At 59.1% G+C, this 24,400-nt stretch carries 26 protein-coding genes; 11 read left to right on the top strand and 15 right to left on the bottom strand.

Annotated features, from left to right (window positions below; translation table 11 throughout):
* Positions 1-67 precede the first annotated feature (67 nt).
* The 4 genes from PH552_RS19855 to PH552_RS19870 are packed head-to-tail and all read right to left on the bottom strand — an operon-like array spanning position 68 to position 2,550.
* Entirely contained in the window at positions 68-400 is a 333-nt protein-coding gene (locus PH552_RS19855) for a hypothetical protein (RefSeq protein WP_113250261.1), read from the bottom strand.
* A complete protein-coding gene (locus tag PH552_RS19860; RefSeq protein ID WP_113250262.1) occupies positions 397-1,284 on the bottom strand; it encodes an NAD(P)-dependent oxidoreductase in 888 nt (295 codons plus the stop codon). The genes PH552_RS19855 and PH552_RS19860 overlap by 4 nt, the downstream gene beginning before the upstream one ends.
* Complete coding sequence (locus PH552_RS19865) at positions 1,281-1,823, bottom strand: gluconokinase (RefSeq protein ID WP_113250263.1); 543 nt, start codon at positions 1,821-1,823, stop codon at positions 1,281-1,283. The genes PH552_RS19860 and PH552_RS19865 overlap by 4 nt, the downstream gene beginning before the upstream one ends.
* Entirely contained in the window at positions 1,792-2,550 is a 759-nt protein-coding gene (locus tag PH552_RS19870; RefSeq protein ID WP_113250264.1) for an SDR family oxidoreductase, read from the bottom strand. The genes PH552_RS19865 and PH552_RS19870 overlap by 32 nt, the downstream gene beginning before the upstream one ends.
* An 86-nt stretch (positions 2,551-2,636) precedes the next feature.
* Between PH552_RS19870 and PH552_RS19875 the strand changes: the two genes are divergently transcribed.
* Positions 2,637-3,584 (top strand): 2-hydroxyacid dehydrogenase, encoded by a 948-nt coding sequence (locus tag PH552_RS19875; protein WP_113250265.1) that lies wholly within the window; start codon positions 2,637-2,639, stop codon positions 3,582-3,584.
* 10 nt (positions 3,585-3,594) lie between these two features.
* Complete coding sequence (locus tag PH552_RS19880; RefSeq protein WP_113250266.1) at positions 3,595-4,626, top strand: L-idonate 5-dehydrogenase; 1,032 nt, start codon at positions 3,595-3,597, stop codon at positions 4,624-4,626.
* Between the two features lie 59 nt (positions 4,627-4,685).
* On the opposite strand, the gene PH552_RS19885 is transcribed toward PH552_RS19880, so the two are convergent.
* Positions 4,686-5,105 (bottom strand): heme-binding protein, encoded by a 420-nt coding sequence (locus PH552_RS19885; protein ID WP_113250267.1) that lies wholly within the window; start codon positions 5,103-5,105, stop codon positions 4,686-4,688.
* Positions 5,106-5,195: 90 nt separating this feature from the next.
* On the opposite strand from PH552_RS19885, the gene PH552_RS19890 reads away from it, so the two are divergent.
* The gene (locus tag PH552_RS19890; protein ID WP_113250268.1) at positions 5,196-6,086 is read left to right on the top strand and encodes an SMP-30/gluconolactonase/LRE family protein; all 891 of its coding nucleotides are present in this window, start codon (positions 5,196-5,198) and stop codon (positions 6,084-6,086) included.
* Between the two features lie 70 nt (positions 6,087-6,156).
* Here PH552_RS19890 and PH552_RS19895 read toward each other — a convergent pair whose 3' ends face one another.
* A complete protein-coding gene (locus PH552_RS19895; RefSeq protein ID WP_113250269.1) occupies positions 6,157-6,375 on the bottom strand; it encodes a hypothetical protein in 219 nt (72 codons plus the stop codon).
* 327 nt (positions 6,376-6,702) lie between these two features.
* On the opposite strand from PH552_RS19895, the gene PH552_RS19900 reads away from it, so the two are divergent.
* Positions 6,703-7,059: an ArsR/SmtB family transcription factor gene (locus PH552_RS19900; protein WP_113250270.1), complete on the top strand. Its 357-nt coding sequence runs from the start codon at positions 6,703-6,705 to the stop codon at positions 7,057-7,059.
* A 63-nt stretch (positions 7,060-7,122) separates the two neighbouring features.
* Here the strand turns inward: PH552_RS19900 and queE are convergent, their stop codons facing one another.
* The 4 genes from queE to PH552_RS19920 all read right to left on the bottom strand — a co-directional run bounded on the left by queE (position 7,123) and on the right by PH552_RS19920 (position 10,188).
* Positions 7,123-7,851 carry a 7-carboxy-7-deazaguanine synthase QueE gene (gene queE, locus PH552_RS19905; protein WP_112345073.1) on the bottom strand — a complete coding sequence of 243 codons (729 nt, stop codon included), beginning with the start codon at positions 7,849-7,851 and terminating at the stop codon, positions 7,123-7,125.
* Positions 7,848-8,204: a 6-carboxytetrahydropterin synthase QueD gene (gene queD / locus PH552_RS19910; protein ID WP_112345074.1), complete on the bottom strand. Its 357-nt coding sequence runs from the start codon at positions 8,202-8,204 to the stop codon at positions 7,848-7,850. Before queD ends, queE begins: the two co-directional genes overlap by 4 nt.
* Positions 8,204-8,914 carry a 7-cyano-7-deazaguanine synthase QueC gene (gene queC, locus PH552_RS19915; protein ID WP_285166254.1) on the bottom strand — a complete coding sequence of 237 codons (711 nt, stop codon included), beginning with the start codon at positions 8,912-8,914 and terminating at the stop codon, positions 8,204-8,206. Before queC ends, queD begins: the two co-directional genes overlap by 1 nt.
* A 167-nt stretch (positions 8,915-9,081) precedes the next feature.
* A complete protein-coding gene (locus PH552_RS19920) occupies positions 9,082-10,188 on the bottom strand; it encodes an aldo/keto reductase (RefSeq protein ID WP_113250272.1) in 1,107 nt (368 codons plus the stop codon).
* A 140-nt stretch (positions 10,189-10,328) separates the two neighbouring features.
* Between PH552_RS19920 and PH552_RS19925 the strand changes: the two genes are divergently transcribed.
* A complete protein-coding gene (locus tag PH552_RS19925; protein WP_183760830.1) occupies positions 10,329-11,240 on the top strand; it encodes a LysR family transcriptional regulator in 912 nt (303 codons plus the stop codon).
* A gap of 243 nt (positions 11,241-11,483) precedes the next feature.
* On the top strand, positions 11,484-11,891 hold the full coding sequence (locus PH552_RS19930) for a helix-turn-helix domain-containing protein (protein ID WP_112345078.1): 408 nt from the start codon (positions 11,484-11,486) through the stop codon (positions 11,889-11,891).
* Between the two features lie 37 nt (positions 11,892-11,928).
* Here PH552_RS19930 and PH552_RS19935 read toward each other — a convergent pair whose 3' ends face one another.
* Positions 11,929-13,221 (bottom strand): TadE/TadG family type IV pilus assembly protein, encoded by a 1,293-nt coding sequence (locus tag PH552_RS19935; RefSeq protein ID WP_113250274.1) that lies wholly within the window; start codon positions 13,219-13,221, stop codon positions 11,929-11,931.
* Between the two features lie 495 nt (positions 13,222-13,716).
* Between PH552_RS19935 and PH552_RS19940 the strand changes: the two genes are divergently transcribed.
* A complete protein-coding gene (locus tag PH552_RS19940) occupies positions 13,717-15,792 on the top strand; it encodes a putative bifunctional diguanylate cyclase/phosphodiesterase (RefSeq protein WP_113250275.1) in 2,076 nt (691 codons plus the stop codon).
* 97 nt (positions 15,793-15,889) lie between these two features.
* On the opposite strand, the gene PH552_RS19945 is transcribed toward PH552_RS19940, so the two are convergent.
* Positions 15,890-18,361 (bottom strand): glycoside hydrolase family 3 C-terminal domain-containing protein, encoded by a 2,472-nt coding sequence (locus PH552_RS19945; protein WP_113250276.1) that lies wholly within the window; start codon positions 18,359-18,361, stop codon positions 15,890-15,892.
* A gap of 303 nt (positions 18,362-18,664) precedes the next feature.
* Between PH552_RS19945 and PH552_RS19950 the strand changes: the two genes are divergently transcribed.
* Positions 18,665-19,339: a transglutaminase-like cysteine peptidase gene (locus PH552_RS19950; protein ID WP_113250277.1), complete on the top strand. Its 675-nt coding sequence runs from the start codon at positions 18,665-18,667 to the stop codon at positions 19,337-19,339.
* Here the strand turns inward: PH552_RS19950 and PH552_RS19955 are convergent.
* Positions 19,327-19,668, bottom strand: a complete 342-nt coding sequence (locus tag PH552_RS19955; RefSeq protein ID WP_210260429.1) for a hypothetical protein — start codon at positions 19,666-19,668, stop codon at positions 19,327-19,329. The two genes, PH552_RS19950 and PH552_RS19955, sit on opposite strands and share 13 nt — an antisense overlap.
* Positions 19,669-19,862: 194 nt before the next feature.
* Between PH552_RS19955 and PH552_RS19960 the strand changes: the two genes are divergently transcribed.
* Entirely contained in the window at positions 19,863-20,831 is a 969-nt protein-coding gene (locus PH552_RS19960; protein WP_285166264.1) for a DUF1402 family protein, read from the top strand.
* Between the two features lie 49 nt (positions 20,832-20,880).
* On the opposite strand, the gene PH552_RS19965 is transcribed toward PH552_RS19960, so the two are convergent.
* Complete coding sequence (locus tag PH552_RS19965; protein WP_113250278.1) at positions 20,881-21,498, bottom strand: glycosyltransferase family 29 protein; 618 nt, start codon at positions 21,496-21,498, stop codon at positions 20,881-20,883.
* Between the two features lie 222 nt (positions 21,499-21,720).
* On the opposite strand from PH552_RS19965, the gene PH552_RS19970 reads away from it, so the two are divergent.
* Positions 21,721-22,098, top strand: coding sequence for a hypothetical protein (locus PH552_RS19970; RefSeq protein ID WP_113250279.1), 378 nt, complete (start codon positions 21,721-21,723; stop codon positions 22,096-22,098).
* Between the two features lie 64 nt (positions 22,099-22,162).
* Here PH552_RS19970 and PH552_RS19975 read toward each other — a convergent pair whose 3' ends face one another.
* Positions 22,163-23,290: an ROK family transcriptional regulator gene (locus PH552_RS19975; RefSeq protein WP_285166255.1), complete on the bottom strand. Its 1,128-nt coding sequence runs from the start codon at positions 23,288-23,290 to the stop codon at positions 22,163-22,165.
* A gap of 235 nt (positions 23,291-23,525) precedes the next feature.
* On the opposite strand from PH552_RS19975, the gene PH552_RS19980 reads away from it, so the two are divergent.
* Complete coding sequence (locus PH552_RS19980; protein WP_113250281.1) at positions 23,526-24,383, top strand: glycerophosphodiester phosphodiesterase family protein; 858 nt, start codon at positions 23,526-23,528, stop codon at positions 24,381-24,383.
* Positions 24,384-24,400 lie beyond the last annotated feature (17 nt).

Here is a 24,400-nt window from a genome sequence, read left to right on the forward strand (position 1 = left end):
AGCTACCCCGCCATGCGCACACGTCACCACCGGTGCCGCGCATCGGAAAGCGTCCTGTGATGAGAGTCTAAAGCTCGAACTCATGGGCGAGCGTCACATGATGATGAATGCGTCCTTCGAAAAAGCGCGAGAGAACCGCTTCCGTCGCCGCACGTGCCTCGGTGCGTACCGGGCTTGCAAGAGCTTTCCCCACGGCAGCCATATCCGGATAGTTCACGGCCAAGATCATCGGGAACTCCGGAGCGCCTTCATCGCGCGCCTCGGCAAAGGTCACCCGCACGTCGAGAGCGCCGGGAAACTGCTTCCACTTCGGCAGGATGGTTTCCATGACGGCCGTTCGAAACGCCTCCGCCTCCCCTTCCCTGATCTTGCCTTCGAATAATGCGTATCGGGTAATCATCCGGCGATCTCCTTGTTCGGCCCCTTGAAGAATTCCATCAGTGCCGCCTGATCCTCGCCGCCAAGCCCGGAAGCCGTCAGCATGCGGTGTATCTCGGCACACACCGCCGTCAGTGGCATGGCGGTATTGGTCCTGCGCGCGAGATCCTGAGCACCGTTCAGATCCTTGACCATATTGTCGATGCGGCCGGTGCGGCGATAATCCTTGCTGACGTAGCGCGGCATATATTCCTGCAGGATGGCGCTGTCGGCCCGCCCGCCCTTCAGCGCCTGCGGGATTTTCGCGGCATCGACGCCGGCATCGAGCGCCAGTTGCGTCGCTTCGGCGACCGCGAGGAAATTCAACGCACAAAGTACCTGATTGATGAGCTTCGTCGTCTGGCCCGCACCGACGGGACCCATATGCGTGTAGTTCGAAGCCACATGGCGCAGGACTTGATGCGCATCCGCGACATCCCGCTCGCTGCCTCCGGCCATCAGCGTCAATTGTCCGATCAGGGCCTTCGGCGCTCCACCGGACAGCGGGCTGTCCACCCATCGCAATCCCTTTTCCGCAGCCTCTGCTGCAAGAGCCTTGGTTGCATCGGGATCGATCGACGACATATCGATGATCAGCGTGCCTGCTCTTGCACCTGCGGCAACGCCTTCGGGCCCGAATACCGCGGCATGGATGATCTTCGGCGAATTGAGGCTGAGGACGACGAAATCGGAAACGGCTGCCGCCGCGGCTGCGCTGGCGGCTGCCGTGGCGCCTTTTGCGGTCAGAGCCCCGACCTTATCCTTGTCGAGATCGAAAACCGTCAGCCGATTGCCGGTTTCCGCCAGGCGGGCGCCGATCGCGCCGCCCATTGCACCGGCGCCGATCAGCGCCACCTTGCTGCTCATGATTGATCCTCCTCCAATGCAATTAAGATGGCCGCCACGACTTGATCCAGCGGCTGATCGATATCGACCGTGATCGCCTGCTCGTCGGCGCCCGGCGGCTCGAGCGCGGCAAATTGACTGTCGAGCAAGGCCGACGGCATGAAGTGATCCTGCCTTGCCTGCATGCGTTTCAGGATGGTTTCCCTCGTTCCGGCGAGATGAATGAAGGAAACCGGCGCGGCGACGACCTCGCGGATCCGATCGCGATAAATGCGCTTCAGCGCCGAACATCCGATCAATGCCGTATCCTGCGTCAAAGCCAGGTATTGACCGACCTTGTCGAGCCAAGGCCAACGATCGGCGTCGGTCAACGGAATGCCGGCGCTCATCTTGGCGACATTGGCCGATGGATGAAGATCATCGCCATCGACATAGATGCCTCCAAGGCGCGTTGCGCTCGCCGAGCCAACCGACGACTTGCCGCAGCCGCTGACGCCCATGATGACGAAGCGGCGCGGCAAAGCGCCATCAGAGCGAAGCTGTGATGCCGCCGTCGACATAGAGCACATGACCATTGACGAAGGAGGACGCATCGGAAGCAAGGAAGATACAGGCGCCGACCAGTTCTTCGACGCGGCCCCAGCGGCCGGCAGGCGTGCGCTTTTCAAGCCATGCCGAGAAATCGGCGTCGGCAACGAGGGCCGCATTCAACGGCGTGTCGAAATAGCCGGGCGCGATGGCGTTGCATTGCAGCCCGTACTTCGCCCAATCCGTCGCCATGCCCTTCGTCAGATTGCCGACGGCGCCCTTGGTTGCGGTGTACGGCGCAATCGAGGGCCGCGCCAGCGCCGTCTGCACGCTCGCGATGTTGATGATCTTTCCGGCGCCGCGCTTGATCATATGACGGGCGACCGCCTGGCCGACATTGAAGACGCTGGAGATGTTGGTGCGCAGAAGCCGCTCGAAAGCGTCAGCGGGAAAATCCTCAAGCGGCGTGCGAAACTGCATGCCGGCATTGTTGACGAGGATATCGATCGCACCCGTCTCCGCTTCGAAGGCATCGATAGCCTGCCGCGCGGCCTCATGATCGGTGGCATCGAATGCCAGCTGATACACCTTGCCCTCGAAGTTTTCGGCCGCCTTGGCGAGCTTCTCCTTGTCGCGGCCGTTGAGAACCGGTTCGGCGCCTGCTGCCGCCAATCCTTTCGCCAGCGCAAGCCCGATGCCTTGGGAAGAGCCCGTGACCAGGGCACGCCGCCCTTTCAGATCGAAGAGGCCAAGAGACATCGTTTCCTCCGTTTTTTATCTCGACAATGATTGCCTTCCCCGTTTATGTTATCGATAACATTCTATGTCAAGGGAGGACATGAAAGATGGACAAGCCGTCAATTCTGCAGATTGGCCCCTATCCGCAATGGGATCAAGAACCGCTCGATGCGGCATTTCAGGTTCATCGCTATTTCGAGGCCGGCGACAAGGCGAAACTGCTTGCCGACGTCGGACCATCGATCAGGGGCATTGCCACACGCGGGGAACTCGGCGCCAACCGGGCGATGATCGAGGCCTGTCCGAATCTCGAGGTCATTTCGGTCTATGGCGTGGGCTTCGATGCCGTCGACCTGCAGGCCTGCCGCGAGCGCGGCATTCGCGTCACCAACACACCCGACGTCCTGACCAATGATGTCGCGGATCTGGGGATTGCCATGATGCTCTGCCTGTCGCGCGGCATGATTGGTGCCGAAACCTGGGTGCGCGATGGCAGCTGGGCACAAAAGGGGCTCTACCCCCTCAAGCGGCGCGTCTGGGGTAGGCGTGCTGGCGTGCTCGGCCTCGGCCGCATCGGCTTTGAAGTCGCCAAGCGCCTGAAGGGTTTCGATATGCAGATCGCCTATTCCGACGTTGAAGCAAAACCATATGCATCGGACTTAACCTTCGTGGCCGATGGTGCCGAATTGGCGCGACAGTCGGATTTTCTATTCGTGACGCTCGCCGCTTCCGCCGCGACCCGGCACATCGTCGGCCGTAAAGTGATCGAGGCGCTCGGCCCGGAAGGCATGTTGATCAACATTTCCCGGGCCTCCAATATAGACGAAGAAGCGCTGCTCGACGCATTGGAGGCCGGCAAGCTCGGATCGGCCGCGCTCGATGTCTTCGAAGGCGAGCCGAAGCTCAATCCGCGTTTCCTGGCGCTGAACAACGTGCTGCTGCAGCCCCACCATGCCTCCGGCACCGTGGAGACGCGCAAGGCGATGGGGCAGCTGCTGCGCGACAATCTGGCAGCCCACTTCGCCGGCCAGGCTCTGCCAACACCCGTTCTTTGAGGAGGAAAAGATGAAAGCCATCGTCGCTCACGCCGCCAAGGACGTGCGGATCGAGGATCGTCCGGAGGAAGAACCAGGCGCGGGAGAAGTGAAGCTGAAGCTCGCAACCGGTGGCGTCTGCGGCAGCGACCTGCACTACTATCATCACGGCGGCTTCGGCACCGTGCGCCTGAAGGAGCCGATGATCCTCGGCCACGAAGTCAGCGCCACCGTCATCGCTCTCGGCTCCGGCGTGCAGGGCCTTGAGGTCGGACAGCTCGTTGCCGTCTCCCCTTCCCGCCCGTGCCGAACCTGCCGCTACTGCCTGGAGGGATTGCCCAACCAATGCCTCAACATGCGCTTTTATGGCAGCGCCATGCCCTTCCCGCATATCCAGGGCGCATTTCGCGAGACGCTCGTCGCCGACGCCATCCAATGCGTGCCGGCTGATGGCCTGACGCCGGGCGAAGCGGCGATGGCGGAGCCGCTGGCCGTCACGCTCCATGCCACGCGACGCGCGGGCGAGATGCTCGGCAAGCGCGTTCTCGTCACTGGCTGCGGCCCGATCGGCGTCCTGTCGATCCTTGCCGCGCGCCGGGCGGGTGCTGGCGAGATCGTGGCCACCGATCTTTCCGATTTCACCCTATCGCTTGCCAAGCAGGCCGGCGCCGACAGGATCATCAATACGAAGAATGAGCCGGAAGCTCTAGCCGCATATTCCGCCGACAAGGGCACCTTCGATGTCCTGTACGAATGCTCGGGAGCCGCTGCCGCACTGGTCGGCGGTATTGCAGCGCTTCGCCCGCGCGGCATCATCGTGCAGCTCGGTCTCGGCGGCGATATGAGCCTGCCGATGATGGCGATTACCGCCAAGGAATTGGAGCTGCGCGGCTCCTTTCGCTTCCATGAGGAGTTTGCGGTCGGCGTCGATCTGATGCGCAAGCGTCTTATCGATGTGCGGCCGCTCATCACGCATACCGTGCCGCTTGCCGAGGCGATCAGCGCCTTCGAGATCGCCTCGGATCGAAGCAAGGCGATGAAGGCGCAGATCGTCTTCGCCTGATCGTTTGCGATTGTGCGACCTCCCTTGGATCGGCGAGATCCGAGGGAGGCGTCATCCTGTTAATCGAGATCGGCGCCGATTGCCTTGAGGGCAGCGCGTGCCACCTGCTCGTCCTGTTCGCCGGAACCCGATCCGACGCCGATGCCGCCGACAAGCACGCCTGAAACGCGGATCGGCAAGCCGCCGCGCAGGCCCGTCATCCCGCCATGCGTGGCAATCGCCAGCGGCACCCTGGCATGCTCCGGCAAGGAGTGGCTTGGCGCACCGATGGAGGCGGCGGTCTGCGCCTTGGCCGCGGCACTTTTCAGCGACTGGAAGCGTGAACCATGCATGCGGAACGAGCCCAGCGTCACGCCGGACTGATCGACGATAACGATACATTGTGGCTGCCCCATCTCGGTGGCAGCGGCGATGGCCGCCGTCAACAGTGTCATTACGCCTTCGTCGCTCAAGACACTCGACGTCAGAACATGGCTCATGCAACTATCCTCCCGCTTGCGGACTCAATTTAGTATGTTATCGATAACACGTCGGTCTCCAGATGTAACCTTATGGGAGGTATTGTCACAATGTCGTTCTTCGAGATCATCGATCCGGCCTTCGGGAAATTCATCCTCGGCAACGCCCCCGTCAAGCAGATCGCCACCGGGTTCGACTGGGTGGAAGGGCCTGTCTGGTTCGGGGATCTGAATTGCCTGCTCTTTTCCGACATTCCCAATAATCGCATCATGCGCTGGGTACCGGGCGTCGGCGTCAGCGTCTTTCGCGAGCCTTCGAATTTTTCGAATGGTCATACGCGCGACCGGCAGGGTCGGCTCGTCAGTTGCGAGCATGGCGGCAGGCGGGTGACGCGTACCGAATATGACGGATCGATCACGGTCGTTGCGGACAGCTATCAGGGCAAGCGGCTGAACTCGCCGAATGACGTGATCGTTGCCTCGGACGGCGCCATCTGGTTCAGCGATCCGCATTATGGCATTGCGACGGACTATGAAGGTCATAGGAGCGAGCAGGAATTGCCCTGCAATGTCTATCGTGTCGACCCCTCCGGCACGGTCACCGCCGTCCTGACGGATTTCAATTGCCCGAATGGACTGGCATTCAGCCCCGACGAGAAAAAGCTCTATGTTGCCGATACCGGCCGCATGCACGGCAGCGACCCGCAGCACATTCGCGTCTTCAATGTCGGCGAAAACTGGCAGTTGTCCGGCGGCGAAGTGTTTCACGCGATTTCACCGGGTTGCGCCGATGGCATGCGCCTCGACAGCGACGGCAATCTCTGGTCTTCAGCTGCCGATGGTGTGCATTGCATCGCGCCCGATGGTCATCTTATGGGCAAAATCCTGGTGCCGGAGACCGTCTCCAATCTATGCTTCGGCGGCCGTGGCAGGCACAAGCTCTTCATCACGGCGACAACCAGTGTCTATGCGATCTCGCTCAATCGGAGCGGAGCGCTCTGACGGCAGGCGCAACGCGTTGCGAAAAACGAGAGTGGGAACGCTCGAAACAGGCAAAACCAAGTCGATACTATCAGCGCAAATCGATCCGCGGCACGGAGGGCGTGGCTACGTGCGCAATCGGTGCAATGTTGGCCGATGCAAGATTGGCCGACAAGGCAAGCGCCTGCCTGCGGGCAGCATCATGAAGCAGGTTTTCCATCCTGGAGACGGATATGCGATCTGCGCGCATGACCTGGCGGATCAGCGGATCTTTGAGAACTTCGGCGATCGTCAAGTCCCTATGGGTCATGGTTACCTCCTGTTCGCTGGAGCAGAAGATAAACAGTTTAATTAGCAGCGCGATGTCAAAAGACGGACAAAAACAAGGCAGTTCGTTCGATTTTGTTACAGAATAATTGCAAAACGAAAGGTGAAACATATTCCCAAACCGCAACAGGACCCTAGTTGTCGGTTGTAGAAAGGTCGATCGGTGGCGATCGGCCTGGATGGGAGGTCCGTTTGCTCCGCGAAGGTGCAACGTTTTTGCAATAATTTAGGATATAATTTTGCAACTTTTGCGTTTATCATCGCGCGGTGCCGGGGCTCTGCAGTTTAAACATCAACGATCGGCCGCGCCATGTATTCAGATCAGACCACAGAAGATGAGCGCCTCATCTATCATGCAGATCTTCTCAGTCAGCTTTCCAATCCCAAACGCCTCGAGGTTTGCATTCATCTCTCACGCCAGGAAGAGGATGTGAACAGCCTGGCCAAGAAGCTGGGAATATCGCAATCGGCGCTAAGCCAGCATCTGACGCGACTGCATCATTCCGGTATCGTAAAGGTGCGCCGCCAGGCGCAATTCAGATATTATACCTGCGATCACCCCGGCGTTCACCAAATCCTGAAGACATTGTCGAAGCTGTTCGATGCCGAACTCGGGCCAATGTCGCCGGACGCCGAAGACAAGGATGCTCAAGGCAAGAAGTCGTGATGGCAGCTTGTCGCCCTTAAGGCTGCAAGGCTCAAGGGTGAGGAATGGCCAAAGCGCAACGGCTCAAACGCCGCGCTTGTTGCCCCAAATCAGCACGTGCAATTGCGGCAACACTCTCGCTTCGAACCATCGGTCGCTGCTGACCTTGTCCACGAGCCAGCGCATGCGCTCGACGATGCCCTCGATATCGACGATAGCATCATCGGCTTCCGGCGGTGGCGGCGTGTGATTGCCGGGTTGCAGATAAAGCGGCAATTCGGGATAGCGCGATGCGGCCTCCCGCGCATAGGCGTAATCGACGTCGTCGAACACGACGATCTTCAGCGCGACCTGCGGCTTGCCAGCCGCCATGCGCAGACAGTCGTCGAATGCGCCCCAATCCGTTGCCATGCCGCTCGACGGCGGCTTCGGGCTCAGCACCAGCACATCCAGTTCGGCGAACCAATCCTTCGCCAGGCTCCCCTGCGTTTCCAACGCGAAACGATAGCCTTCGCCATGACCACGCGCGATCAGCGGGCCGAGGGGTTGGATTGCGGGATTGCCGCCGGAAAGCGATATCGTCAACGGCTTGCCGCCGGAAAGCCGCGTCACGTCCGACCAGATCTCATCAACCGACATCGGCAGCCACTGATCGCGATACTCGCTATCGACTGCGTGCAGCGTATCGCACCAGGAACAGCGGTAGTCGCAGCCGCCGGTGCGCACGAAGATCGTCGGAAGGCCGATCAGAATACCCTCGCCCTGGATCGTCGGCCCGAAGATCTCGCTGACGCGAATGCGCACTTCGCTCATGGCCGGTATTCCGCCCAGGTCTTCGGCGTCTCGCTGACGCGCACCGCCGATGTCTCGGGCAAGCGGGACTTGCACCAGTCGTAGAAATGCTTGGCCAGATATTCCGAAGTGACGCGGTCGTGGCCGAGCACGTCGTTGAGATGACGATGATCGAATTCACTGTCGATATAGCGCTTCAGCGGCTGCAGTTCATGATAGTCGCGCACAAAGCCGTTTGCGTCGAGCTCGGCGGCGGAAAGCTCCACCACGACGATGTAGTTATGCCCATGCATGCGCGCGCACTGATGGTCGTCAGGAAGATGCGAGAGCTGATGCGAGGCGGAGAAGTGAAACTCCTTGGTGATGCGGAACATCACTTTACCTCCGCCGCGACGAAACCCGACGTCGCCGATACCCAGAAATCCGGGTCTTCATAATCGGTGGGATCCGCGATGCCGGCGATATGGAAGGCTTCGCGCCGCTCGACGCAGGTGCCGCAACGGCCGCAATGGCGTTCGCCGCCCTTGTAACAGGACCAAGTCTCGGCAAAGGGTGTTTGATGCCGAGCGCCATCCGTGACGATATCCGCTTTCGAGATGGTCACATAGGGTGCGTAGAGGGAAACGTTTGCATAACCATCGAGTGCGTGGTTCTGCATCTGCTGAAATGCATCGATGAAACCGGGACGGCAATCCGGATAGATGAAACGGTCGCCGCCATGAACGGCAACGGCAACCGCATCCGCCTTCTGCGCGGCCGCGAGCCCGAAGGCGATCGCGAGCATGATAGCGTTGCGGTTCGGTACGACCGTCGCCTTCATGGTTTCTTCGGCATAATGCCCGTCCGGCACGTCGACGTCATCGGTCAGCGCCGATCCGGTGAGATGTCTGCCGATTCCGGTGATATCGATGATCTGGTGAGGGACGCCAAGGCGCGCTGCGCAAGCAGCGGCAAAGTCGAGTTCCTTGCGATGCCGCTGGCCGTAGTCGAAGGAGACGAGGCCGATAAGCTGGTGTTCGGCTGCGACCTTATGGGCGAGCGAAACGGAGTCCAATCCGCCGGAGCAGATGACGATAGTCTTCATAAAACAGGATCCCTTGTTTTGACCGGGTGGGCTGCGACCGGATTTCTTGGCTCTTTCGAAGCCATGGCGGGTCTGTAGCAGCAGAACTCGGAGGAAACAAGGCACCGATAATATTTCACGACAACACGCCGGCGAATGCCGGCGCGCTGGTGGCAATTGCCAGGGAGTTAGCTGACGCCGGCAAATTGGCCGGAGATATTCAGGTCCGGATAGTAATCGGCGGGCTTGCCTCCAACAGTCTGGCCGCCGGTGAGGCCGCCTTGGACCTCCGGCCCGAAGAACGAATAGGGAAAGCTCGGCTGCAAGGCGCTGATCTCGTCGAGACGGCGGCGCAGCTCTAACGGTATCGTGAAGTCCAAGGCGCCAAGATTGTCGTTCAATTGCTCAAGCTTCGTGGCGCCGACGATGATGGAGGCTATTCCGGGTTGAGTCATCGCCCAGTTGACCGCCACCTGCGCCATGCTGCGCCCAAGTTCTGCCGCCACCTTCTCCAACTCGGCAACGATGGCCCAGTTGCGATCGGTAAATTTTTGAAAACCGGGATTGGTGGTGCCGCGGACCGTCTCAAGCCGGCCCGCCGTCTCTCCCTCGCCGCTGGGGCGATATTTGCCGCTCAAGAGGCCGCTTGCCAAAGGGCTCCAGGCCATGATCCCCGCGCCATAGCGTGTGCCGAACGGCACGAACTCGTTCTCGATATTGCGCTCAGCCAGTGAATATTCGAGCTGCAGCGCCGAAATCGGCTCATAGCCGCGATGCTCGGCAACTGCCTGGGCACGGCTGGCGTACCAGGCGGGCACATCGGACAGGCCGACATGAAGTACCTTGCCGGAGCGAACGAGATCGTCGAAGGTGCGCATCACCTCCTCCGGCGGGGTCAGGCGATCCCAGCAATGCAGGAGATAAAGATCGATGTGATCCGTATTGAGCCGCTTCAACGAGCCTTCGACGGCCCGAAGTATGTTCTTGCGGCCATTGCCGGCCGCGTTCGGCGTACGGGCGGTCAGGTTCATGGTGAACTTGGTTGCGATCACCGCATCATCGCGCAAGCCCCGTTCGGCGATGAATTCGCCAAGCCACGTTTCCGACGTGCCGCCCGTATAGGCATCGGCCGTATCGAAGAAATTGCCGCCGGCATCGACATAAGCATTGAAGATGGCGCGTGCCGCCGCCTTGTCCGAACCCCAGCCCCATTCCGTGCCGAACGTCATGGTGCCAAGGGCAAGCCGCGTCACTTTCAGGCCGCTGTTGCCAAGTGTGTAAAACTCCATGCTCATCTGTATGCTCCTCTTTGACACCAGTCCGAGTTCGATGATCGAATGAATGGGCTGTAATTTGTGATGCATCCAATTTCGCTGCTTTTTGGTCATTCGATAAGACCATTCAATTTGCATGCATTATGCGATATCATGCATGAATGGACCGGGATCTGCTGCCACATCTGCCTATTATCGCCGCGGTTGCACTCCGGGGTGGATTCGCGGCGGCTGCCAGTGAGCTGGGAATGAGCGCATCGGCCGTCAGCCATGCAGTGCGGCTGGTGGAGGAAAGGCTCGGACAGCCGCTTTTTGCCCGCACGACGCGCAGCGTGGCGTTGACCGAGGCAGGCAGGAGCCTGATTGGCACCATCACCCCGGCGCTGCAGGACATCCATGAGCGCATCGAGCGCATAAAGGCCGTCAAGGGAAGGCCAAGCGGCCTCTTGCGCATCAATGCGTCGCGCGTTTGCCTGCCGCTTGCGCTCACCCGCGTAATAGCCGCCATGGCCGAGCGCTATCCGGAAGTCGAGATCGAGGTCTTCTCCGATGAGCGGCTGACCGACATCGTCGCCGAGGGTTTCGATGCCGGCATACGCATCGGCGAAATGATTGCACAGGACATGGTGGCCGTGCGCCTCACCCCGCCTTTCCGATCGGTCATCGTCGCTTCCCCCGGCTACATCGCACGTTTCGGCCGCCCGAATACGGTTTCCGATCTTTCCAACCATAATTGCATTGGCTATCGCCTCATGCGTTCCGGCGGTCTCTATCAATGGGAATTCATCGAGAACGGGCAGGATGTAGCGGTTGCGGTGAGCGGCCAGGCCATCGTCACGGAATCGCATTCGGCAATCGAACTGGCATTGGCCGGCGTGGGGCTGGCCTATGTCTTCGAACCGCTGGTGCAGCCGGAAATCCAATCCGGCAGGCTTGTTCAGCTTTTGAGCGACTATGCCGTCACCGAGGCCGGCCTTTTCCTTTACTTCCCGCGTCGCGCCGAGCTGGCGCCAAAGCTCCGGGCCTTCATCGACACGGTGCGGCAGATCGGCCGCGAGTCGCCCGCTCGTTAGGCGGGAGCGCTTTTCAGCCTCAGCCCTTCCAGGGAATAGTCAGATTGCGCAGGTATTGTACCGAATGCGCACCAAACGGATGGTTCTGCCTCTATCGAGGTGAATTGACGTTGCCGTTTTTGATGACACCCGGCAGTCATAGACGGAAGGCTCGCCAAGAATCCGATTAAGAAGTTTCGCGGCCTCCATCCATCGGCTCCCCAAGTTTGATGGGCGGTTTCACGGTCAAGACATGAGGAACCAGTGCAAGACAGCCCTAAAGGAAAACTCCCCAGTCCCATCGATGTAGAAGTTGGCAAGCGCATCCGCGCGCAACGGCGCCTGCTAGGCATGAGCCAATCGGCATTGGCCGAAAAGCTGGATCTGACGTTCCAGCAAGTGCAGAAATATGAGAAAGGCACCAACCGCGTCGGCGCAAGTCGCCTTCAACGCGTGGCGGAGAGCCTCGGCGTTCCGATCTCGCATTTCTTCGACAATCCGACATCGGACGGCCATGCTTCGACGCATGAGGCGCACGCGCTCAAGAACGACCTCGTCAGGTTCCTTTCATCCGAAGAGGGCGTCGAACTCAACCGCGCCTTTGCAAAGATCAAGGATGCAAGGACACGTCAAAAGATCGTGGGCCTGATCAAATCGCTTACCCTGGCCTAGATCGTTCTTATGTCCTTGGCGATCGCGGTCCCTGTCGTCAGCTCGTAATGCGTGGTGTGCGAATGACTTTCAGGAACAGGGCGTTCATGGCGTCGGAAATGCCCTGTGTCGGGCTGACTTCGAAGTAGAGGCCAGGCGAGGCGCAGTTCTGCAGATTGGTCCCGATCTGCGATTGGAAGGGTGCGATCCATTGATTGTACCAGCCGTTGGTCGGCAGGGGAAAATAGGTCGTGTAGAGGATGGCGATCTTGATGTTCTGATTCTTCAGCGGCTGGCAGAAGGCAGTGGCGAGCGGCTCCTGGCAACGCCCGTTCGTGGTTGGCTTGGTGCAGGTGGTGGGCTTGTTGCTGTCGCCGACGCCGTCAGTGACAAGAAAAAGAACCTTCTGACGATCGGAACCGGTTTTACCGCTGCCGCCGTTGCCGATGATCGGCGCGAGCTGCGTCAGCATCGTATCGAAACTCGTATCCTGGTCGTTGTTATAGCCTTGTTTGGGAACAGCCATCAGGTCTACCGCACTGGTGGCTTTGCTGACCTGCGCCATATCGGATAAGAGCGGCGATACATTGGTCAAGCCAATTTGCGTGGCGTCAGGACCGAACGTATAGACGGCCATTCTGTATTGATCGGATGTTACTCGGTTCCTCACGGCAGTATCGGTCAGAGACTGCGTCGCCTGACGAACGACGTCGATACGCGTATTGATCTTCAGTACATTCTTCGCAAGATTGTAATAATCGTTCGTTGAATTTTGAATATGGCACGCAAAGGCGCAGCTATCCGGCGTGTTTGTCACCATCTTTTGAATATCGCCCAGGGTAGCGCCAATACCCATGGAAGGCGTATTGTCCAGCAACATGTAGAAATCCATGAAATTCGCCGTCTGATACTGCGCGGATGCCGAACCGCTGACGGGAATGGATGTCTTGCCGATGACCTGACTGAGCGTAGTCGGCACGTTCGTAGAAAAATTGACCGTCGAAGAGACGATATTGCCGGTGCGCGTCACCGCAGCGCTGACGTTGACTGATATGGCCTGAAGATCGCTGGATGTTTGGCCGAAGAAGAGCTTGTTGGCATCATCCTGACCGATCGTGACGGTGCCGTCCTTCGTCATGGCCATGGCAGCCGCGACTGCCGGGGATGAATCTGCGATTGCGCCGACTGCGGCTGCATCCGCAGCGTTTTGCAATTCCGTCCTGACGAGCATGGCATTGGTGACATCAAGCGCCAAGCCGCCTGCCGCGATCAGCGGAACAGCGACCAGGGCAGTCGTCATCCCAAAGTTGCCCGATCTCTCCGCGAGCAATTTTCGCAAAAGCCTATGCATTGCATCGAACGACTGCGAGCGAATCCAGAATTTCCTCAGCAAGCAAGCTCTCTATTATAAAAGTTGCATTCTCAAAATATTCACCAATTTTAAGTATTATCATTTTCAGATATACTAATTAATAGTATCACATGGAAATATTGAAATTCCGATAAAAGCTATATCTCTATTTTATATTGTTAACTTCCACGGAAAATTTACCAAAGCCCGAACTATGTTTGCGAAACCACCTGACGGAAGAACGAAATAAAAATCTCTTTTGTCCGGAAATGATGCCCGCTTGAACTGCAATCGGTGGCTCCGCGAAAAAGTAGTATAGCCAAGGTTGAAAACCCGGGTAGAGCTGATCGTGGAATAACGCCCCTGTTGCAGTCTTGATGAAAATATCTTTACCCGATTTTCAGTGTTCACCCGCGAAAGCAGTCGCGTTGATTTTAGACGGGCGCTCTGGTTGAGGGCTCCCCTCACCTATTGACCATAATTGGGATTTTTTGCGTGCGCGTTCTTTCCTGCATTTTCACGGAACACAATCTGTGGCTTGTCCTTCTTGCAGCATTTGTCTGCGTCAGCGGCGGATGGATTACGTTCGGCCTGCTGCGGCAAGCGGGAAAGACGCGCGAACTTCAACGGGGCGGATGGATTTTCCTGACAGCCGTCGCGGCAGGCTCCTCGATCTGGTGCACGCATTTTATCGCCATGCTGGCCTATCAGGTCGAGGCGCCGGTCACCTTCGATCCGATCCTCACCATGGCCTCCTTTCTCCTGGCCGTGATCGGCTGTGCCTTCGGTTTCGCAATCGCCCTGTCCAGCCTGCCGCGGGTGGCGCCGGAATTTGGAGGTGCCATCGTCGGCCTTGCGATCGTCGCCATGCATTACACCGGTATGATGGCCTATCACGTCGATGGCATTGTTGAGTGGAACGAGGGTTATGTCGTCGCCTCCGTCGTGCTTTCGGTGATCTTCGCTGCGCTGGCCCATCATCAGGCGATCCGCCGTCCCTGGCATTTTTCGGGATTTGCGGCACTTATCCTCTTCGTCGTTGCCATCGTGTCGCTTCACTTTACGGCGATGACAGCCGTATCGGTCACACCGCTGGCAACCGGCGCGGGACTTGCTGATTCCTATGCGCTGAAGGCCATGGCCGTGGCGGTTGCCGGCGGCGGGCTCATCATTATCGGCACGGGCGTCGCAAGCTATATGATCGATGAGCGCGCCTCGCGTGAATCCATCCAGAAGCTCCAGCATATGGCACTGAATGATCTGCTGACCGGCCTGCCCAATCGCGGCAGCTTCGCCGATTATCTTCAGGGCGAAATGCAGCATGCCGAAGAAGACGGCGCAAAGCTTGCCGTGATCGGCATCGATCTCGACCGCTTCAAGGAAATCAACGACCTGCGCGGCCACAAGGCCGGCGATCAGGCCCTCAAGGCAATCGGTCGGCGGCTTGCGCGTCTCGTCAAGGATGGAGAGTTCGTCGCGCGTGTCGGCGGCGACGAGTTCGCAGCAGCCAAGCGGTTCCGGAGCCAAAGCGAGCTTCTGGATTTCGTGGCTCGCCTGGAAAAGACCCTGTTCGAGCCCATCCGCATCGATGATTTCGAAACGGCGACCGGCGCGAGCATCGGCGTCGCCATCTATCCAGATGACGGCATCGATCAGGAGCGCCTGGTCAGCAATGCCGATCTCGCCATGTACCGCGCCAAGGCCGATGTCGGTCGTGCGGTCTGCTTCTACGAGTCCAAGATGGACGAGGCGGCGCGCGCCCGGCACACGCTGGCGCAGGATCTGCGACGCGCCGTCGAGTTGGATCAACTCGAACTGCATTATCAGGTACAGACCTCGGTCAGCACCGGCGAGATCTGCGGCTATGAGGTTCTGGTCCGCTGGCATCATCCTGAGCACGGCGCCGTGCCACCCTCGGAATTCATTCCGATCGCGGAAGAAAGCGGCACGATCCTTATCATCGGCGAATGGGTGCTGCGCACCGCCTGCAAGGAGGCTGCATCATGGGACAAGCCCTACAAGATCGCCGTCAATCTCTCGCCGGTACAATTCGCCCACGCGGATCTTGCCCGGCTGGTTCACTCGATCCTTCTCGAAACCGGCCTGTCGCCGACGCGGCTGGAGCTGGAAATCACCGAGTCCACCATCATCGCCGACAAGAGCCGCACCCTGCATGTGCTGCGGCAGATTCGGGCGCTCGGCGTCACCATTGCCATCGATGATTTCGGAACCGGATATTCGTCGCTCGACACACTGCGCTCGTTCCCATTCGACAAGATCCAGCTCGACCGGTCCTTCATGAACGAAGTGGACCAGAGCATACAGGCAAAGGCGATCGTTCGCGCCGTGCTGACACTCGGCAAGAGCCTCGAGATTCCGGTTTTGGCGGAGGGCGTGGAAACCGATCACCAGCTGGAAATCCTGCGCGTTGAAGGCTGCGACGAAGCGCAGGGCTTCTTTCTTGGCCGCCCAAAGCCCGTCGCACAGATCTTTCAAATGACGGCGGCCGACCAGGACGAAGCATCACAATTTTCCGGCCGCGTCCCGCCACAACGCATGCGTCGCCGTTAGCAATATTCTGGATGTAACGGCATGCGAGCCGATCGTCCGGAGCGCATGTCTTGCGCTCCATCGCTATCCCGGAGCTACACGACGCCGCGCGGCAACGTCAAATCGAACGATCGCCGGTTTCGCCGATCCATTCATCTGCGAGCTCGATCGCCACGGCGGAGCGTATATCGGCGGCATTGGCGGCAGCAAGGAGCTCGTAGCGGCCGGCGGGCGCGCGGAAGGTCTTCGTTGCCTCATCGAAATAGCTGAGGTCACGAAACCGTACGACCAGCGACGCCGTGCCCGTTTCGCCGGGCGCCAATCGCAGCTTGGCAAAGGCACGCAGCTCCTTTTCCGGGCGTTCGATCAGGGAATCGATTGCCCGCACATAAAGCTGCACGAGTTCCGAACCCGTTCTCTCGCCAATATTGGTGACGTCGATCGTAACCACGATGCCGTCTAGGCCCATCTGCGTTGCCGAGGCTTTTGCCTTGTCCCAGGAAAAGCGTGTGTAGCCGATACCGAAGCCGAAAGGAAACAGAGGTTCGATACCGCGCGTATCATGATGACGGTAGCCCACGAAAACGTCTTCGGCGTATCGCACATGCCCGTCCTTTCCGGGATAAACCTGCGGATCTCCAACCATGGCGCAATTGTGCGACAGGCGCTTCGGGAAAGTCTGCGGCAGGCGGCCGCCGGGCTCGACATCGCCGAACAGCACGTCGGCAACGGCATGCCCCAACTCCTGGCCGGGATACCACATTTGCAACACGGCCCTGACCTTGTCGATCCAGGGCATTTCGATGGGACCGCCGGTCTGCAATACGACGACGACGTTGGCGTTGACGGCCGCCACGCGCTCAATCAATTCCTCCTGCCGGCCAGGCAGGCGCATATCGGGCAAATCGAGCCCCTCGGTATCCCACTCGCCGTCACGACCGACAAAGAGCAGGGCGATATTCGCATCCTCGGCCTTTGCGACAGCATCCAGCATATCGGCTTCACCGAGCGGCTTTTCGACGCCGAAACGGACCGCCGTCAGGTTGATCCCCTCCTCGCTCGTCGCCGGCGAACAATATTCGACGATTATCTGGTATCGCTGGCCGGCCTCAAGATGAACAGCCTGCCGCTGCTCGACATTGGCCGTGCCGAAATAATTGTCGCCGCGCGACCAGCCGTCATGGCCATTCACGACGAGCTTGCCGTCGACATAAAGCCTGGCGAGGCCCGCGTTGGTCATGCCGAATAGATGCTCGCCGCTTTCCGTCGGAATGTAGGAAGCTATCATGCGGGCGGAGAAATCGCTGGGATCGAGTTCCGAAGACGGCAGCTCGAACCAGAAGAACTCGCCCTTGTTTGCCGTTTCGCTTGCCATTACCGGGCCGGCGAGATCGCGGCCCTTGAAATATTCCACCCGCATCTCGCCGGAAAAGACGTTGATCAGCCGATTGTTGCGGCAGGCTGCTGCATAATGAATGCTGTTGGCATTCGACAGCGCCTCGCGGATACCCTCAAGCGGGCTGACTTTATAATGCGCGGCAATCTGGGCGCTGCCGCCGCCCATGACGCGGGCTTCGGCCGCATTCGGTCCGATGACTGCCAGATGCCCGAGCCCTGCTTTCCGCAGAGGAAGAATGCCGTCATTCTTCAAAAGGACTGCACCTTCGGCGCCGAGCTGACGGATCAGAGCCCTGTCCTCCGGTAAATCCAGCGCATGCTCGCTCAAATCGGGTGCCTTTTCAAAAGCGCCTACACGCTCGAGCAGCATCAAAATGCGGCGAGCGGCTTGGCGCACCGTCTCCGCCTTGACCTCGCCGTTGCGCACAGCCGCCACAAGCTTGTCGCCGCGGTCGCGCGTCGGGCCCGGCATTTCCAGATCGAGTCCTGCATTGACCGTTGGCGCCGTCGAATGCGAGCCGAACCAGTCGGACATGACGATGCCGTCGAAGCCCCATTCTTCCCGCAGAACCTTGGTCAACAGCCAGGGATGCTCGCTGGTATAGGTGCCGTTCAGCCTGTTATAGGAGGACATGACCGCCATCACCCCCGCCTTTTTCACCGCTTGTTCGAAGGGCGGCAGATAGATTTCGCGAAGCGCTCGCTCACCGATATCCGACGACATCGTCTGCCGCTCGATCTCGGATTCATTGCCAGCGAAATGCTTGATGGTGGCGGCGATACCCTGGCTCTGCACGCCCTGGATATAGGCGACGGCGAGTTCGGCCGTCAGCACTGGATCTTCCGAATAGCATTCGAAATTGCGGCCATTCAGGCCTGACCGGTGAATATTGACCGTTGGCGCCAGGAGTACCGATGCACCCTTGCTCCTGGCCTGACCAGCGAGCGCCACGCCCATGCGCTGGACGAGCGCCGGATTCCATGTGGCGCCAAGCGCAATGGCGACGGGAAAGCAGGCGGCGTTGACGCCGGCAACCAGCGAGCCCGCACCGCGCGCGCCGTTCGGGCCATCCGTGACCTTGATCTTCGGAACACCAAGACGCTCGACCGGCACCGTGGTCCAGAAGTCGGCGCCCGACAGCAGCGAAACCTGCTCTTCAAGCGTCATCCGGTCGAGAATATCGTCAATCATAAAACCTCCCGAACTATGGCTGGTCGCTTCCTCGCCACGGATTGGCGGAGTTTCGCGTTTAGCACAAACAAATCATAAACGCGCCTGATGATCTTCTGCTAGTCTGATATGTTGATGAAATCACATATCTTTTCTCGTCCTCGGTCAACGTCATAACAGCCAGAGATCATAAATTCTGCGGCTGGATCGGACGCCTTCGTCCGCACAACGGCCAAAAGAACCGGTTCGCTAAAATGCGAATAATCTTCTTTCGAATAAATTTGACCGCATCGGATTTCATGAGCCCAGTTCATGGAGCCGAGTATGCGTTCGTTCCTAGTCGCTGCAAGCTTTCTCTTTGTTACCGGTCTGTTGTTTTCGACGGCCACAACTGCGAAACCTGTGGCAAACATCACTACCGTGCACCCGCACCAGTTCGCCCGTGTGGTGGCGGATGCAAGCGTGCCGGTCGGCTGGACCAGCTTCTGCAAGGCTCAGCCCGCCGAATGCGAAGCTGACCGGAAGAGCGAAGAAGCCGTTGCCATCGACAGCCAGCTCAAGGGGCAGCTGCAGCAGATCAACAGCCTGGTCAATCGCGAAATCCAGGGCATCGGCGATAACGACCATTACGGCATCTACAAGCTCGGCATTATCAACTGGTGGACCTATCCGGACGACGGCGCCGGCAACTGCAATGACTATGTCCTGCTGAAGAAGAAACTGCTCGTGGAGGCCGGCTGGCCGCGCTCGGCCCTTCTGCTGACGGTCGTTCTGGACACGCATAATGAAGGACATCTCGTGTTGATGGCCCGCACGAATGACGGCGACCTGATCCTGGATAATCTCACCGATACGATCAAAGCCTGGGACGCCACGGGCTATACCTTCATCAAGCGCCAGTCTGCCGATGATCCGAACAAGTGGGTTCGGCTTGAATCAGGCCGCACGCCCGAAGAGCTCGCAATGATCAGCAAGGCGCTGGCCGCTCATTCGCAGTGATTGGCAGACCAATAGGTATCGACAAGGCTTTTGCCGTCCTGGTCCAGAATGGCGAAATCCCCTGGGATGATCACGAAGAAACGTTGACCAATCTTGGGACTTCCGGCGTCATCACCCGCTGAAGGGTCGATCCGCCCGCAAACGACGAAGCCGGGCATTCGTTCGCTTGGTTTGGCCGCCAATATGTGAATGGCAGCGGGCGGCACATCTATTCGTCGCGCGACCGCCGCCCTGGCCAGGTCTGGTGCATCGGCCATCGTCGGCACTGCATCACCCGGCGCGGCCGCAAGCAGAATGCTGCCTGCCATGACGAGATGTTTCACCAGCATTCTCCCGCACCCAGAATGACGCGGCTGCAACCCGTTGCGGTGAGATCGCCGCAGGTCTCTACAGCCGCCAGCTGCTCTGCGGAAAGTTTATTGTGATTCGCGGGGCGGCAGAAGAAGCCGCGCTTGTCTTCGCATCTCGATCGCGTATGAAGATTGTCCCCGTGCCGGGGAACATTTTGAAAGTCATCTTGCGAATGCGAACACGCCTGTCGACACTCCCGGCACTCGGTTTCCTTTTTGTCCTCGCCCTGACGAATGCCTGCTTCGCGTATGAGCTCGTGCGCGTTCCTCCGGGCAATCGCGACAATGTTCAGCCCCCCATACCCAACACCTCGGTGCTGCGGGCCAAGGCGTTCAACACGACCTATGAGGAAAAATACCAGAAGATCGTCGGCGTACTGCGTGAGGACGAGAACCTGATGGCTTCGATCAAGAAGGCCGCGGCAGCCTATCAGATCGATCCTATCCATATTGTCGGCGCGCTTGTCGGCGAACATACCTACAACATCACCATCGTGAACAGGGTGAAATCCTATTACATCAAGGCGCTTGCCTATTCGCAATCCGACTTCAAGTTCGCCTACAAGGACGTGACCGTCCAGACTTTCCTGAAGAAGCCGGAATTCGCCCATTGCGATGCCTTCACGGGTAGCGCCGAACTCTGGGAATGCCGTGACGAAACCTGGGACGGGAATTTTCGCGGCAAGATCATCGACGGCGTCACCTATGAGAACATGACCTTCCAGCGCGCCTTCTTCCAGCCGTTCTTCGCGGGCCAGACCTTCGGTCTCGGCCAGATCAGCCCGCTGACCGCGCTCGAGGTCACCGATCTGGTGCATGCCACCAGCGGTTTGCCGAAACTGTCTGTCGACGACCCTCAGGCAATCTACCGAGATATCATGGACCCCGATCGCAGCGTGATCTATATCGCCGCGATCGTCAGGGACGCGATCGATGCCTATCGCGCCCAAGGTTTCGACATCACCGGCAATCCCGGTTTGACGGCAACGCTCTATAATGTCGGGCAGCCGCGACGCCGCGCACTTGCCTTGCGGCAGGCAGCGGATGCTTCAGGCGGCAAGAAGCTGCCGGAAGAGAATTATTATGGCTGGCTGGTAAACGACCGGCTGCCGGAACTGCGCGGCTTGCTGGGAGAGCGGTAATCGCGGGAGAGGTCTCGCAAAGTTCTCGAATCTGATCGCATCGGATAGCTCACGCGAGCAGGGTGACGCGGCCGTTGGCGATCTTGTTTTCGACCCAGAGCCTCTCGCTCTGCCAATCGTGCCGCTTCCATCCTTCCCAGCTGAAGCCGCACAGTTTGACGTCCCAATCGGACAGCGGAAACTTCGCCAGCGCATAACCGATGCCGAGGAAACCCGTGCTGGGAAAGACTTCGCGCATCCGAGGCCTGGCAATGCCGAGCTCGTTACAGCTGTCAACATAGGTCTGTGGCGGCATGATGCGGATTTCCTTGCCGACATTGCCCATCCGTTCGATCGCCTGCATCGTCCAATCGGCCTTCTGGCCCCGCAGGCGCTGAAATATGTTGGGGCGCGGATGATATTTGCGAATGATGTTCGGATGATAAGCCAGCATCAGCACCTTGGCTGCCTTCAGTGCCGCATTGTCCAGGAAGCCGGGATCGAGCAGCCGCCGATACAGGATCTTGCTCGACGCGGCCATCATGATCATATCGGTGCGCTCGCCGCTCATGCCCCCGGCAAGGTTCGGCTCGTTGAAGCGCATCACGAATTGCGCGTCGTCCACGACCCCTGAGAGATCGCGCTCGAGCTCAGCATTCCCAACGATGATTGCAGTCTTGCGCGCCAATGCGGTTGTCCAGCGAAATACGGCCGTGAATTAGCAATGCCGTCTGACAGAGCCCTGAAACATTGATGATGCGGAACTGAAATCAAATTTGAACTGTTTGCCAAATACGCACGTTTACCGCCCCCGCCGGCCAACGATAAGAAGAGAGGCCTTCTGGCAGAACTCGCCAAAGCTCCGTAAACTGTCGCTTTCAATGCCGGGGCTAGTTCGGGTGGACAGTTTATGAAGCAAACGGATCGCATGAACTCGGCGTCCAACATCTGGGAGGCTGATCCATGGGATGCTTCCGACAAGCTGGCGGATTTACAATTCGCCGGATTTGAGGACAGGGCAGCCAAGGCAATTAGCTGGGCTTCGATACTCGATGCCGGCCAGTCGGTATTCGGCACCGAAATAGGAGACCTTCGCGGATCAGATGTTGAATTTTATGCGACCTGCGACGGTGAAGACATGCTTTTGATGCGGCTGATGTGGCATGGGTTTCCCGATCCCCCCGAATGGAGGTTGGCGACGCGACCCAGCAACAGAAATGATCTCCCTTGGGCCTCGTGGGGTTATTTTGCCGACTTACCGGAAAGATGGCGAATACCGAATATGTAAGCGGCATCACTCCAGTAATCCCGCATGAATACGCCGAAAGATAAACCAGCCTTCTTCGCCAAGCCTACAGGAAATACCGGAACTTCAACGGCAGCAGCGCCGTACCGATCGCGCTGGCATCGCCCTGCGTTTCGCTGAGAACCAGCCGCGGCCCATGCGGCGCAACGCCATAACGGTGCGGGCGTTGCGAGGGCAGGTTCACGCGCTCGATCATCATCCGTCCGAGGGCCGGCGGCAGCTGGCCGCCGAAGACGATCGACTGCGGATCGATTACTGCGGTCAGCGTGGCAATCAGGCGATCGAGCATCGGCATGGTTTCGGAAAGCCAGCTCTCCACGCCCGGCCAGGAAGGATCGAGGGCTTGCTTCAGTTCCTCAACCGAGCCTATCTCGATACCGTTCTCGCGCAATCTGCGGATAAGATATTGCAGAGCTGGCCGTCGCGGCGCCTCATCCGGGTTGTAGATGACGCTGAACTCGCCTGCATTGCCGTGGAAACCGAAATAAGGCCTGCCCTCAAGAACAAGACCGCCGCCAAATCCGTAGTTGAAAGACAGATATGCGAAGGTCGGGCACCAGCGCCCGACGCCACGCAGGCTTTCGCCGATAGCGCCGGTCGTCGCATTGTTTTCCAGCCAAACCGGAAGTCGGAACACATCCTCGAGCTCCGGCTGCAGATCGATCAGCGACCAGTCCCGCAAAGGTTCCGGCGCATTGAAATGACGATCATCGCCGACGAAGAAGCCGGACATGGCGAAGCCGAGGCCGATAAGGCTTTCGCGCGGTATTTCGCATCGCGTCAGGATCGAGTTCAGTTTTCGGGCAAGCGCAGTCAGCGTCGCCTTGCGGTCACCAGGCACTCCCTGAAGCGTCTCCTGACCGACAATATCGCAGCCGAAATCGGCAACCGACAGTATTACGGCGTCGGTATTGACGGAAATGCCGATCGAGTAAGCAGCCTGCCTTGCCAATTCGATCGTCGGGCTCGGTTGCCCGCGCGTGCCCTTGAGAGGCGCACCGGCGCGGAGCAGACCCCGCGCCATCAAGGTTTCGACCAGGCGGTGTACCGACTGTTGTGTCAGATTGGTGTGGGCCGTTATGGTCGCGCGCGGGATCGGCTCATGCCGGCGAACGATATCGAGGATGAGGCGTTCGTTTCCGCTTGCCAGTGGGGATTTCTCAAGCACTGTCATGACTGCGATTCCAACCCCTTTGAACTCGCCTTCCCTCTTATATCCATGCCCGCAATCCGGCCCGTCCAACATATTCGAGGCAGCCGTCATAAATATTACACTTTATGTGTATTAATAGCCATGGAGGCGACCGGTGCCAATGAGCATCGCGTCGGCGCGCAGCCAACGGCGTCTGCATTCCATGACGGACATCACGCGGCACATACCGTCAGAACGATCACGAAAGCCACTCCCCATGCATACTGCCGCCTCGCCCTCGCCCCGTCTTTCGGATATTTATGATCTCCTGTCCCGGGCCAATTCCGACATTCTGACGATCGCGCATCGCGGTCTTTGGTCGGCGGCGCCGGAAAATTCGCTGGCATCAATCCGCGCTGCTGCCGAACTTGGTGTTGAATTCGTCGAAATCGATACGCAGACAACAGCCGACGGCCATCTTGTCGTCATTCACGACAAGACGCTGGACCGCACCACGTCGGCCAAAGGTGTCGTTGACGCAAGCACGTTCGAGACGGTCCGTGACGCGCGGCTGCGCGCCGGCGCGGGTGGGCAAACCGCTCACGTGACGGATGAGCGTGTGCCGACGCTCGAGGAAGCACTTGAAGAGGCGCGCGGGCGCGTCTTCGTCAATATCGACACGAAGTTTCCGCATGAATTGCCGCTGGTCATTGACACCGTTCGACGCCTCGGCGCCGAGGATCACGTCATCATCAAATCGGATGTCGAGCCGCAGAGCGACAACTTCCCGGTTCTCAATGCCGATTGGTTCGGCTCTATTCCGCATATGCCGATGTTTCCGGTCCGTCCCGGGAAGTTCATCGAGGACCTGCGGGCAATCGAAGCACTGCGTGCGCCGGTGATCGAGGTGAAGTTTACCGACATCGCAGATCTCATCGCGGGCCGCGACGAGCTGGAACGCCAGAACATCAGACTGTGGGTCAATACGCTCGACGTCTCCTACAATCTCGACTTCAATGATAGCCGCGCGCTTGAAGACCCCGAAGGCGTCTGGGGAACGCTTATCGCCGCCGGCGTCGGCGCGATCCAGACCGACACGAATGTCGAATTCAAACGCTGGCTGGCGGGCCGTTAAGCCTGAGCAGATAAAAT

Origin of the sequence: Rhizobium aureum (genome assembly GCF_030182495.1) — a bacterium.
In the GTDB taxonomy this organism is placed as follows: Bacteria; Pseudomonadota; Alphaproteobacteria; order Rhizobiales; family Rhizobiaceae; genus Rhizobium; species Rhizobium tropici_C.